At 60.8% G+C, this 12,651-nt stretch carries 12 protein-coding genes; 7 read left to right on the plus strand and 5 right to left on the minus strand.

All coding sequences use genetic code 11. The features are described from left to right. Positions 1-50: 50 nt before the first annotated feature. The 4 genes from ACX80T_RS03240 (at position 51) to ACX80T_RS03255 (ending at position 5,798) form a co-directional block, all read left to right on the plus strand. Positions 51-1,457, plus strand: a complete 1,407-nt coding sequence (locus ACX80T_RS03240; protein ID WP_459303682.1) for an MBL fold metallo-hydrolase — start codon at positions 51-53, stop codon at positions 1,455-1,457. A 182-nt stretch (positions 1,458-1,639) separates the two neighbouring features. Further along, entirely contained in the window at positions 1,640-2,845 is a 1,206-nt protein-coding gene (locus ACX80T_RS03245) for an MFS transporter (RefSeq protein WP_459303882.1), read from the plus strand. 171 nt (positions 2,846-3,016) lie between these two features. Then, on the plus strand, positions 3,017-5,086 hold the full coding sequence (locus tag ACX80T_RS03250; protein WP_459303683.1) for a heavy metal translocating P-type ATPase: 2,070 nt from the start codon (positions 3,017-3,019) through the stop codon (positions 5,084-5,086). A gap of 82 nt (positions 5,087-5,168) precedes the next feature. Next, a complete protein-coding gene (locus ACX80T_RS03255; RefSeq protein WP_459303684.1) occupies positions 5,169-5,798 on the plus strand; it encodes a DUF305 domain-containing protein in 630 nt (209 codons plus the stop codon). Between the two features lie 39 nt (positions 5,799-5,837). On the opposite strand, the gene ACX80T_RS03260 is transcribed toward ACX80T_RS03255, so the two are convergent. Then, complete coding sequence (locus tag ACX80T_RS03260) at positions 5,838-6,197, minus strand: ArsR/SmtB family transcription factor (RefSeq protein WP_019481403.1); 360 nt, start codon at positions 6,195-6,197, stop codon at positions 5,838-5,840. Between the two features lies 1 nt (position 6,198). After that, entirely contained in the window at positions 6,199-7,437 is a 1,239-nt protein-coding gene (locus ACX80T_RS03265; protein ID WP_019481404.1) for an MFS transporter, read from the minus strand. A 184-nt stretch (positions 7,438-7,621) separates the two neighbouring features. Between ACX80T_RS03265 and ACX80T_RS03270 the strand changes: the two genes are divergently transcribed. Together ACX80T_RS03270 and ACX80T_RS03275 are read left to right on the plus strand one after the other, a co-directional pair. Continuing rightward, positions 7,622-8,824 carry an AI-2E family transporter gene (locus tag ACX80T_RS03270; protein WP_459303685.1) on the plus strand — a complete coding sequence of 401 codons (1,203 nt, stop codon included), beginning with the start codon at positions 7,622-7,624 and terminating at the stop codon, positions 8,822-8,824. Between the two features lie 79 nt (positions 8,825-8,903). After that, a complete protein-coding gene (locus tag ACX80T_RS03275) occupies positions 8,904-9,461 on the plus strand; it encodes a dihydrofolate reductase family protein (protein WP_116778850.1) in 558 nt (185 codons plus the stop codon). A 23-nt stretch (positions 9,462-9,484) separates the two neighbouring features. Here ACX80T_RS03275 and ACX80T_RS03280 read toward each other — a convergent pair whose 3' ends face one another. The 3 genes from ACX80T_RS03280 to ACX80T_RS03290 are packed head-to-tail and all read right to left on the minus strand — an operon-like array spanning position 9,485 to position 12,025. Continuing rightward, positions 9,485-10,558: a DNA polymerase IV gene (locus tag ACX80T_RS03280; RefSeq protein ID WP_459303687.1), complete on the minus strand. Its 1,074-nt coding sequence runs from the start codon at positions 10,556-10,558 to the stop codon at positions 9,485-9,487. Positions 10,559-10,604: 46 nt separating this feature from the next. Next, positions 10,605-11,318, minus strand: a complete 714-nt coding sequence (locus tag ACX80T_RS03285; protein ID WP_459303688.1) for a GAF and ANTAR domain-containing protein — start codon at positions 11,316-11,318, stop codon at positions 10,605-10,607. Between the two features lie 32 nt (positions 11,319-11,350). Then, a complete protein-coding gene (locus ACX80T_RS03290; RefSeq protein ID WP_459303689.1) occupies positions 11,351-12,025 on the minus strand; it encodes a GAF and ANTAR domain-containing protein in 675 nt (224 codons plus the stop codon). A 390-nt stretch (positions 12,026-12,415) separates the two neighbouring features. Here ACX80T_RS03290 and ACX80T_RS03295 point away from each other — a divergent pair, with 390 nt between their 5' ends. Further along, complete coding sequence (locus ACX80T_RS03295; protein ID WP_459303690.1) at positions 12,416-12,589, plus strand: hypothetical protein; 174 nt, start codon at positions 12,416-12,418, stop codon at positions 12,587-12,589. Positions 12,590-12,651: the final 62 nt, after the last annotated feature.

Raw genomic sequence — 12,651 nt, forward strand, 5'->3', positions numbered from 1 at the left:
GGGTATTACAGTAGTAATAGATCAAGACCACGAACGAAGGAGATCAGCAGATGCTTATCGAGCGTATTTACGATGAAGACCTCGCACAGGCGAGCTACCTGATTGGCTGCCAGGCCAACGGCACCGCGGTAGTTGTCGACGGCCGCCGCGACATTGCCGTCTACCAGGATCTGGCCAAAAAGAACGGCATGGAGATCATCGCCGTCACTGAAACCCACATCCATGCCGACTACCTCTCAGGTACCCGCGAACTCGCGGCCGCCACCGGTGCAAAGATTTACGTCTCCGGTGAAGGTGGCCCCGACTGGCAGTACGAATTTGACGGCGAACGGCTCTACGACGGCGACAAAATTGTCATCGGCAACATCACCATCAAGGCCGTTCATACCCCTGGCCATACCCCGGAGCACCTGTCCTTCCTGGTGACCGACGGAGCTTTCAGCTCCGAACCCGGCTTCCTGCTGTCGGGGGACTTTGTATTCTCGGGAGATTTGGGGCGCCCCGATCTGCTGGATGAGGCAGCGGGCGGCGTTGATACCCGATTCGAGGGTGCCAAGCAGTTGTTCACCAGCCTGCGGGATAAGTTTCTGACCCTGCCCGACTATGTCCAGGTCCACCCTGCCCACGGTGCCGGCAGTGCCTGCGGTAAGGCCCTCGGGGCAATCCCGTCCTCCACTGTGGGATACGAGCGCCTGTACGCCTGGTGGGGACCGTATCTCGCGGCCAATGACGAACAGGGCTTCATCGACGAACTGCTTGATGGACAGCCCGATGCTCACGCCTACTTCGGTCGAATGAAGAGGGAGAATCGTGAAGGTCCAGTAGTCATGGGCCAGCGAGCACCCTTGACGGAGCTGAGCATCGCCGACGTCGCCGCAAAGCTAGCCGACGATCAGGTTACCTTCATCGACACCCGGTCACATACCGAGGTGCATGAGGGCACGGTTGCCCGCTCCCTGAACGTTCCTGCCGGCAAGTCAGTGGCAAGCTACGGAGCATGGGTGGTCAACCCGGAAACGGACAAGAATCCGCTGGTGCTTCTGGCCGCCGATCAAGAAATGGCGCAGGACATGTGGGATCACCTGGTCCGGGTAGGCATCGACAAGGTTGGCGGCTACGTCACCAGCATTGACGGGCTTCCCACGAACACCCCGAAGCTGATCCAGCCTGCGGAATTGGACGATTTCGACGCCGCCATGGTGCTGGATGTCCGCAACCGCACCGAACACACTGCCGGGCACATCCCCGGCTCGCACCAGCTCAGCGGTGGCCGTGCTATGTGGAACCTGGATGAACTGCCAGGTGAAGGAACCATTGTCACGTACTGCCAGTCCGGAGTGCGGAACTCCGTGGCGGCCAGCGGCCTTCGTCGCGCAGGGTACGACGTCGTCGAACTCGACGGAAGCTACGCGGGATGGGCCAGCTGGAAGCAGCAGGAAACTGTTTCCGCCAAGTAAACAGAGCCAGCTCAGTCCTTGAGCTGTGGCGGCGGCACGGTCAATCCGGTCGCCGCCACAGCATTTAACCTCGGCCATTGGTCCGTGACAGGAGAATATCCGTGAAACCCGGCAGAAACTCGTCGCCACCTAAACAGGGCGCTGCAATAGAGCTGGGATTGCGGCAGAATTTGGCGCAGTTCATGCTCCTCGTCGCAGTCAATGCCCTGGTGGGTGGCACTCTTGGCCAGGAGCGGACGGTGCTGCCCCTGCTGGCCGAGAAGGTCTTCCACCTCGAGCTCTACACCTCCGCGCTGACCTATATTCTCGCGTTCGGTCTCGCGAAGGCTGCAACCAACTATTTTGCCGGCACTCTCGCAGACCGCTACGGGCGCAAACCCGTCCTCATTTCCGGCTGGCTGATCGCATTGCCGGTCCCACTCCTGCTGATCTTCGGGCCGTCCTGGGGGTGGATTGTGGCAGCCAACGTCGTCCTCGGCATCAGCCAGGGCCTAACCTGGTCAATCACCGTCATGATGAAAATGGACCTTGTGGGTCCCGAACGCCGAGGACTGGCGATGGGCCTGAACGAAGCGGCTGGCTACCTCGGCGTCGCGGGTGCAGCACTGGCCACCGGCTACATAGCATCGACCTATGGGTTACGTCCCGGACCGTTCCTGCTGGGTGCCGTCTTCATTGCTCTTGGGCTCGGGCTATCCGCCCTGACCATCCGCGAAACCCATCACCACGCCAAAGCCGAAGCGGCTCGGCATGTCAGCGTCCATGCCGGCACCGAAGCAGGGCTGAGCAGCCGTGCCGTCTTCACCCTGACGAGTTTCCGGGACAAATCCCTGTCCTCAGTGAGCCAGGCCGGCATGGTGAATAACCTGAACGATGGTCTCGCCTGGGGGCTGTTTCCCATCCTTTTCGCCACAGCGGGTCTGGGACTTGAACGTATCGGTATTCTTGCTGCCGTCTATCCAGCTGTCTGGGGGGCCGGACAATTGATCACTGGCGGTTTGTCAGATCGAATCGGTCGCAAGCCGTTGATTGTCGCGGGGATGCTAGTTCAAGCAGTCGCCTTGGTCATGGTCGCTGCTGGAACTGAGTTCGGAACCTGGCTTGCCGCCGTCATCCTGCTTGGTGCAGGCACCGCGATGGTCTACCCCACATTGCTGGCTGCGATAGGCGATGTCGCGCACCCCGAGTGGAGGGCCCGCTCGGTGGGGGTTTACCGGTTGTGGCGCGACGGCGGCTTCGCCGTCGGGGCCCTCCTCTCCGGCGTCATCGCGGACGCTTACGGTATTCCGGCTGCTGTGGCGGTCGTCGCGCTCGTCACCGCACTCTCGGGACTTGTCGTCGCGCTACGGATGCGAAACGGCGATCACAATGCCGCAGCTCATCCTTGACCAATACCCCTAGGGGGTATAGTGTCAGGGTACCGAGCGGGAAGTCCGAGCCCCAAGAGGGCCGCTTACTCCTTGAAGGTCTTTTGATGCGGCTGTAGCCCGCGGAATGACTGCCGGGCGCTGCACCCGTTGACTTCTAAATGACACCATTGCGTTTGTTAGGGGACCATCATGTCCAGTACTCCAGCTGCAGAATCAACTCCGAAGGTGAAAAAGGGCGAGGACCATGAGGTGCATTCTCATGGGGAGCATGCGGGGCATTCCACCGCAATGTTTAAGAACAAGTTCTGGTTGAGTTTGGTCTTGAGTGTTCCGGTGGTGTTGTTCAGCCATATGTTCGCCATGATCGTCGGCTACACGCCGCCGGATTTCCCCGGCGCGATGTGGATCTCACCGATTCTGGGTACCATCATCTTCTTCTATGGCGGTGCCCCGTTCCTCAAGGGCGGGATCACCGAACTACGGACCCGGCAACCGGGGATGATGTTGCTGATTGCGATGGCCATCAGCGTCGCCTTCATCGCATCCTGGGTGACCACCCTGGGGATTGGAGATTTCAATCTGGACTTCTGGTGGGAGCTGGCGCTGCTGGTGGTCATCATGTTGTTGGGGCACTGGATGGAAATGCGTGCCCTCCGATCCGCAGCGGGGGCTTTGGATGCGTTGGCCGCGCTGCTGCCCGATGAGGCAGATAAAGTCACCGACACGGGAATCGAAACCGTCTCCGTGAGCTCGCTGGCCACGGGCGACGTCGTTTTGGTCCGGTCAGGCGCACGGGTACCCGCCGATGGCGAGATCGTTGACGGTGTGGCCGAGTTCGATGAGGCGATGATCACCGGCGAATCCCGCACCGTGCAACGCACGGTCGGGGAGGTGGTGGTCGCGGGAACTGTGGCAACCGATAACGCGGTCCGGGTGCGGGTGACCGCCGTCGGAGCCGACACCACTCTGGCCGGGATTCAGCGTCTGGTTGCTGAGGCGCAGGCCTCGTCGTCGAAAGCGCAGGCCCTCGCTGACAGGGCCGCTGCCTTGTTGTTTTACTTTGCCCTGGTCGCTGGCATCCTCACTTTCATCGCGTGGATCCTGCTGGGTAGCCCCGATGATGCGGTCATCCGCACGGTCACGGTCCTGGTTATCGCTTGCCCGCATGCGCTTGGTTTGGCGATTCCCCTGGTGATCGCGATTTCGACGGAACGCGCGGCGAAGGCGGGTGTGTTGATCAAGAACAGGATGGCGTTGGAGCGCATGCGCACTGTCGACATAGTGCTGTTCGATAAGACCGGCACTCTCACCGAGGGCCGGCACGCCGTCACCGCCACCACCACGTCCGGAACGATGTCCGATGCGGAAATGTTGGCGTTAGCCGCGGCGGCAGAGTCCGACAGCGAACACCCGGTGGCACGCGCCATCGTCAACGCAGCTATGGACACGCCTGAAGCGGCGGTGTTCGGTTATCGGGGAAGCGACTTTTCGTCGATGACCGGCCGGGGTGTCCGAGCCACTGTCAACGGGACCGAGGTCATTGTTGGTGGCCCGAACATGCTCAGGGAAGTGCAGTTGGAGACCCCGTCGGACATGAGAGATACCGTCCAGGAATGGATCGGCCGTGGCGCTTCTGTGTTGCATGTGGTCCGTGACGGCACCGTGCTTGGTGCCGTGCGACTCGAGGACCGGGTCCGGGATGAGTCCCGGGCCGCGGTGAAAGCGTTGCAGGACCGGGGCGTGAAGGTCGCGATGATTACCGGGGACGCACGCCAGGTGGCGGACGCGGTCGGGACTGAACTCGGTATCGACGAAGTCTTCGCCGACGTGCTCCCGCAGGATAAGGACTCCAAGGTCGCGGAGCTGCAGTCCCGTGGCCTGAAAGTGGCGATGGTCGGCGACGGCGTGAATGACGCCCCCGCACTGGCCCGCGCAGAGGTGGGAATTGCCATTGGCGCCGGGACCGACGTCGCAATGGAATCCGCCGGCGTGGTGCTGGCAGGCAACGATCCACGATCAGTCCTGGCGATGATCGATTTGTCCCGGGCCAGTTATCGGAAGATGATCCAGAACCTGGTCTGGGCGACGGGATACAACCTGATCGCCGTGCCCCTGGCCGCCGGCGTGTTGGCCTTCGCCGGTTTCGTGCTATCGCCCGCGGCGGGAGCAGTGCTCATGAGTATTTCCACCATCGTGGTCGCATTGAACGCGCAACTACTGCGCAGGATCGACCTCAGCCCCGAACGCTTCACCACCTAAGGCTCTCACTCAGCGACGCACCTGCCCTTCGAGGGCACCACTGCAGACTATTCATCAGATATTTCAAAAGGATCAGATCACTATGAAGCGTTATCTCTCTTTGCCAGCATTAAGTATTGCCGCCGTTATTAGCGTCGCCGGGTGCAGCAGTGACACCAGCACCCCGGCTGCGGACTCGTCTGCCTCTGCTGAACAGAGCACTCCCACCGAATCCAGTGCTGTGGTGTCCGCCGAGCACAATCCCGCGGATGCCATGTTCGCCCAGATGATGATTCCTCACCACCAGCAGGCGGTGGAGATGAGCGAGATGATGCTTGCCAAAGACGACGTCAGCCCTGAGATTACCGATCTCGCCACCAGGATCAAGGCTGCGCAGGGTCCTGAGATCGATATCATGACCGGCTGGCTCGAAGCGTGGGACCGACCGGTCATGCCCGACGGTGGCATGGCTGGGCACGAGATGGGCGGGATGGGTGGGATGGACGGCATGCTGGATGAAGATCAGATGGCTGATCTGGAAGCGGCCGAGGGTGACGACGCGGTCGGGTTGTTCCTGGAATCCATGATTGAACACCACGACGGGGCGGTGGAGATGGCCCAGGAGGAAATCGATAACGGGGAGAACCCTGCGGCAATTGCTCTCGCCGAGACCATCATGGAAACCCAGCTCGCCGAAATCCAGGAAATGGAACAGCTGCTCGCCGAACTCTAACCCTGGTCGGCCGCGCTAATCGATCCGGGGGAGAGGGCCTCAGCCGTGGGTGGGCTCGCCGGTGACCCGGTGGTCAGCAAGATTGAGACCCTCCTGCACGAGCCGGGCCAGGTGTCCATCGACGATGCTGTACACCACGTTGCGGCTCTCCTTGCGGGTGGTCACCAGACCGGAAAACCGCAGTTTCGCCAGGTGCTGGCTCACAGATGTCCGTGATGCGCCAGTCTGGTCGACGAGTGAACTGACGTCGTTCGGGGCCTGGGCGAGGATCCACAGGAGATGCAGCCGGGTCGGATCGGCAAGCATCCTGAACACCGCTGCGCCAGCCTCGAGGCGGACGTTGTCGGGGACGCCAGGGTGATGCAGGCTCGGCGCGGGGCCGCTTTCATGATTGATCACGTTACCGGGCCTGCTGTCTAACCGAAACCTTAGGCGGACCTGGGTGCTGGTCATCGGGCCACAACCGCAACGCGGCCACCGTCCCCAGCGTAGCGAGAGCAGAAAGGACTACTGCCGCGGCCGGTTGTCCCCACCCCGCACCAACCCAACCGGCGATCGGGTAGGTGACGATGAAGCAGGCGTGTGACAGGGAGAACTGTGCGGTGAAGAGGTAACTACGGGTGCGGTCGGTGGCGGCGCGCCGGAGCAACCGCGCCGACGGCGTATTGATCATTGAGGTGCCCGCGCCCAGCACCATCCACAGAGCGAGAAGTAACAGCCAGGATTGTTCGGTCCAGGCGATCACCGCGGCCGCGGCGGTCGCGAGCGCCAGAATAACGCCGCCACGAACCATCATGGTGCGGTCCGTCACCCGCTCAAGGATCCGTGGAGCGGCTAGCGCAACGACCATTGAGCCAGCGCCATAGCAGGCGAGGGCCACAGCCAGATCAGTAGTGGACCCACCAAATACGTCCAGGGCGTAGACGACGGTATTGACCAGCACCAAAGCCGTCCCGGAGGCCACCACAAGGTTCAAAGCCATCAAGCCCCGGAGGGACGGGTTGCCGAGGAATATTCGCGTACCCAAAGTGGTCCGGTGTAGTAGAGATCCGGTTCGATCCAGTGCCGGTATCCGCGGCAGCGCGGTGGTAAGCACAATTATCGCGGAGAGCAAGAATCCGGCCATCGTCCCGACGAACAGGTTGTGGTAGCTCATGACCGTCAACAACACCGCAGCGATCAGTGGGCTAAGCAGCGACTCCAGATCGTAGGCCAAACGAGAGAGCGACAGGGCTCGGGTGTAATCTTTCTCCTTCGGCAGAATCACCGGTATGAGAGCCTGAAATGCCGGAGTGAACGTGGCGGATGCGGATTGCAGGAGGAATACCAGCACATAAATCTGCCAGACCTGGTCAATGAAGGGTAATGCGAGTGCGATGGCCGCGCGCATCAGATCCGCCGCGACAAGAACCGTTTTGCGGGGTAACCGCTGAACCAGGGCAGCCATTATCGGAGCGACGAAAACGTAGGCCAGCATTTTGATAGTCAACGCGGTACCCAACACCGCACCGGCCTTCCCGCCGGCCAGATCAAAAGCCAACAGGCCTAGTGCCACAGTCAGCAAACCCGTGCCTAGCAGTGCAAGAATCTGTGCCGTGAACAGCCTCCGATAGGCGACAACCCGGAGAACCTCAAGCATGCGAATCCTGTCCATCAAACCTGCACTGAAGACCTGTCTCATCTAGATATAGCATTAAGTGCACACACATGCACACTTTATTCAGAACAGGCTCGCCCCAGGTGCGGGGCCAAAGGTTGACAGAGCTGTTTTCTGGTATCCGTGTGGATACTGCCAACAACATCTAGATCGCCCGCATCGGGTGATGCTCAAGCGATTTGCCCGAGCGATACTGGCCAAACCAACGGAGCCGGAGGGCGGAATGGTGTGGTGGCGTAGAAGAATTCGGCCCGATCCCGATCCCGATCCCGGTCCCGCTGTCGCTGAACCGATTGAAATTCGCTCCGAACCACGGGCCGGTGAGGTATCCGCTCGGTCGTACAGGTCGGCGGCCATTCTCGCCGGGCTGGGTGGGGCCACGGTCACGGTGTTCGGCATCTCCGCCATTCAGGGGTTCTTTGCGCCGGTATTTCTGGCGCTGATCCTCACAATTTGTGCGCATCCGCTGCGACTCACGCTTGAACGCCATGGAACACCCCAGGGGGTCGCCACCGGCACCGTCATTGCAGCGGTCTTTGCTCTGCTTGCCGCATTCGTAGCGGCGCTCGTGGTGGCGTTCGCGCAGTTCGCAGCCCTCTTGCCACAGTACGCTTCGCAGATCGAGGAGATCGGTCAAACGATCGCCGACATGCTGGCTGCCACCGGGCTCGATCAACAACAGATCCAGGCGGCCGTTTCAAATCTGGATTCGGGAAGAATCGTCGCCGTTATCGGTGGCATCCTCGGTTCGGTCACGGGCATGACCTTCGCACTTGTCATCATCCTCACCACGCTCATCCTGATGGCTATGGACGCGACATCTATCCCGAAAGTCTTCAGTGAATTGGAGCCGGAACACCCCGCTGTGGTTGAGGCTCTGCAGTCCTTTGCGATCGGTGTGCGGAAGTATATGGTCGCCACCACCGGTCTGGGGATCGCCCAGGGGGTTCTCAACTGGTTGGCACTTTTGCTGCTCGGTGTGCCGGGCGCTTTTCTTTGGGGTCTACTGGCGTTCATCTGCAGCTTCATCCCGAACATCGGCTACTTCATCGCAATCATTCCTCCACTGGTGTTCGGCTTTTTCGTTGGTGGGTGGAGTACCGTCGTCGCGGTCGTCGTCGTCTACGGAGTGATCAACCTCGTTGTGCAGTCGATAATCCAACCCAGGATCGTGGGGAATGCGGTCGCCCTCAGCCAGACCGTCACCTTTGTCTCCGTTCTGTTCTGGGCGGTGGTCATCGGCCCAATCGGGGCAATTCTGGCGATCCCGCTCACCCTGCTGGTCCGCACAGTCCTGATCGACTCCAACCCGGCTGCACAGTGGTGGCGGCCCATCATCGGTGGCTTCAGCCAGAAACGGGACCCATAATTGGCCCACCTGGTGCCCTTTTCTGGGGCACCGGGAGTCCTATGATTGGCGCAGACCTATTCGGATGCGAAGGAGACTGATGGCAAAGCTCATCTACTCAATGATCACATCGCTTGACGGTTACGCAGAGGCAGCGAAGGGCGACATTGGCCGAGGGGCAGAAGATCAGGAAGTGCATACTTTTATCGGGGATATCTTCCGCCCCGTCCGCACTTTCCTCTACGGCCGGCGGATGTACGAGACGATGGTCTTCTGGGAGACAGCACACGCGGAGCCGGATGTGCCGCCGCATATAGTGCAGTACGCCCGCGACTGGCAGGCCGCAGAGAAGGTCGTTTACTCCACAACACTAGAGTCGGTGTCCAGCACAAAGACCCGGATCCAGAGAACCTTCGATCCGGAGATGGTGCGCAGGCTCAAGGCCGAGTCTGATCACGACCTCAGCGTTGATGGTCCAAACCTCGCGGCCCAGGCCATTGCGGCTGGCCTGGTGGATGAGTATCACCTGTTCATCACCACCAGCGTGGTCGGCGGCGGCAAACGGTTCTTTCCCACCGGTGTGCGACTGGACCTGGAGTTGGTTCAGGAACGAGCGTTCTCCACTGGGCTCATCTACGCCCGCTATCGAACGCGCTGAAGCCTCCTCTGGGGGGATGCCACTCACCAGCCGCCTCGTGTGGGCGTGTGACCCTGGCGGGCGTCGTCGGGCATTGCCATTTCTGCTCGCAGACCAAGAAGTCGAATGGGACGACCCGCCTCGATCCCGCTTGCGAGATCCGCTGTACGCGCAAGTATCTCGTTTCGATCTGATGTCGCAGAGATCCTCCGTGCGTGGGTCTTGGTGAAGAACGGTGCGTACCTCACCTTGAGGGTGAGGCCAACAACTGGCCGTCCCTCGGCCGATACCTCTGTCATGACCCGCAGCGCGAGCTCCTGCACGGCGTCGTTAATGTGAACGGGGTCTGTTAGGTCCTGTTGGAAGGTGGTTTCGCGGCTGTGTCCTCGGGCAACCCAGGGAGTGTCATCCACAACGCTGGTGCCGTCCCCGCGTCCAAGCTCCGCGTACCAGGGCCCCATTTTTGGACCAAACTCCGGGACGAGACCTTCGGGGTCGGACGCACCAAGTTCGGCCACGGTGGTGATACCGAGTCTGGCCAGCCTGCCGGAGACTTTGGTGCCAACGCCCCAAAGGTCCTTCGTCGGTCGAGTTCCCATGACGTCGAGCCAATTTTTCGCGGTGAGACGGAAGACGCCCGCCGGTTTACCGAAACCGGTGGCGACCTTGGCTCGAACCAGTGTGTCCCCGATGCCGATGCTGCAACGGAGCCGAGTTTGATCCAATACAGCGGCTTGCAGCCGACGGGCGTAGGCTTCTGGATCGTCGGTCTCAATACCAACAAAGGCTTCATCCCAGCCCAGCACCTGCACTGTGGCACCCGACTGGCCCCGCAGGGTGGTCATCACCGTTTCAGACGCAGCAAGATAGGCTGCCTGGTCGACGGGCAGAATGACCGCCTGGGGTGCTTTCCTGGCGGCAACGCGGAGGGGCATCCCCGATCCGACGCCGAATGCCCTGGCTTCGTAGGATGCGGTCGACACCACGGCTCGTTCCGCCGGATCGCCCCTACCCCCGACGATGATCGGTTTGCCGGCGAGTTCCGGGCGACGCAACACTTCGACCGCCGCGATGAACTGATCGAGGTCGACGTGCAACACCCAGTACACTCCGCTCACACCTGATGTGTCCGACAGGAACGGCGGGAAATCCTGGAATCCGACACTAGACAGTGAGAGAGCGGTTCAGTACAGCTTGCGCCGTCTCCCGCAGATTCTTATTGTTCGAGCGGGCGTGGTTACGAAGCCGACGGAATGCCTCGTTAGTGTCAATGTCATCGATGTGGGCAATCATGCCCTTGGCCTGCTCAATGACGATCCGACTGTTCAGGGCGTCCTGCAGTTGCTGATTGACGACGGCGGATTCCGATGCCGTCTTTTTCTGCAGGATGCTGATGGTGGACACGTCAGCCAAGGCCTGCCCAATCGCAACGTCTTCGTCGGACAGCTCCCCGGTTTCAGTCCGAAACAGGTTCATCGCGCCAATAGTCCGCCCCTGCAACCTCATTGGGAAGGCATGGACTGAACGGAACCCCTGGGTCGCGGCGGCCCTCCTGAAGTCTGGCCACCGGTCTTCAGTCCCGGCAATGTCACGGACGGTCACGGGTACCCCTGTGATATAGCAGTCAACGCACGGCCCTGCTCCAGATTCCTGTTGCAGCGCCTCGACCAGTTGGCTCTCCTCGCTGGTTGACGCGAGCACCTGCAGGACGCCGTCCGGGCCAGCCAGCATTAGCCCGGCGGCGGCGGCGTCGAGCAATTCAACAGACTCTTCAACGAGAGTATGCAGCAGCTCCAACACGTCATAGTCACCCACGAGCGTGTCCGCAATCTTGACGAACGCTGCACTGACCCGAATCGAGCGGGTCTCGATTTCCATGGGCACATGCTAACAAATCTGGCGTTACTTGCTCACCCTATTTGCAAACTGAAATCCAGTTGCCTGCTCAGCACGGAGTCGCAGGTTGCGCGAAGCGTGGATCCGCTGGCAAACGCGTGGGCTCGCAGCATCATCAGTGCATCGGCAGCCGACCCGCCGGTTTGCGCCAACACCATGCCGGTTGCCTGATGTATCTCACGTCGTGAGAGCAACGAGCCGGCCTGGACTGAATCATCGGCGGACTCAAGCGTCAGTATGCTGCGCAGCAGGGACCACGCCGCCCTGTCGCTGAGCGAGCTTGCCACAGTGAGATCGCTATTGCTGAGAGGTCCGGGGTCGAAACTATAGAGTTCAACCACGCCAATGTTCATGGCACCAACGACCAACGGGAAGACGAAGAGCGCCTGCGCGTCCGTCGCCATGAGAGCCTTCCCAAACACGGGCCAATTCTCGTGGGATGCGCGACGCACCTGGGGTATCAATATTGGTGTCCGGGACCGGATAGCCGCCCACCGTGGACCTTCCCCCAGGTCGAACTGCAATTCATCCAGTTCCCCTGAAAGGGTGTCAGTAGCGCACAGCGTTGTTTCTTGAAGGGACCCGCCGAGCGCCGATAACGCGGCTCCGGTCACCGGCAGTGCGTCCAGATAGGACGCACAGACGTTGGAACCTAACTGTTCCAGCTCGGCCACGCTTCCGTTAGCCATCGCCCGAACATTCTTCACCCCAGAGAGCCCCAAAGGACATCTTCTCCACCCTTCCCCGGGTCGTTTTCCTAGCCAAAGGAACGACGAACGGATTGAACTGGCGCCAGCCCTTATTCTAGTCTCGACGGACCCTCCCGGCACAGTCTTATCCTCCCCATAATTGGGGCGGGCCGTCCAGTGGGGAAGCGGACTTTGGACCTCTTGTGCGGTACCGAAGCATCGCATCGTCGTCAACAGTATCGTCGTCAACAGTGAGGCTCAGTGTAGACCGTGGAGATGTGGGTGACCCAGTCCAGGGCTGAGTCGCTCTAGGTCGACTCAAAGCTCAGGTTCCGACGCTCCAGGAGGCAGGGTATCGAGTCATCACCTACGACGGTAACTCAATACCTCATGCAGACCGTCGAGAATCCCGATGGGCCGTTGACCAAGGACGTCGCGGCCGGGATGACCGAAGAATTGACGAAGGATGAGGAAAGTTTCTGCGACAAGGGTGCGCCGGATGGCTGCAACGTCAGCCATCCGGACGAGTGGAACAACGCTCTGATTTCGTTTGTGCAGAAGTAAGTAGCCGAAAGCAACACCATGCGGGGTGATCCGCCTGCCCGTTCGTCGGCAGGCGGATCACC

The organism is Arthrobacter sp. Sr33 (assembly GCF_054511195.1).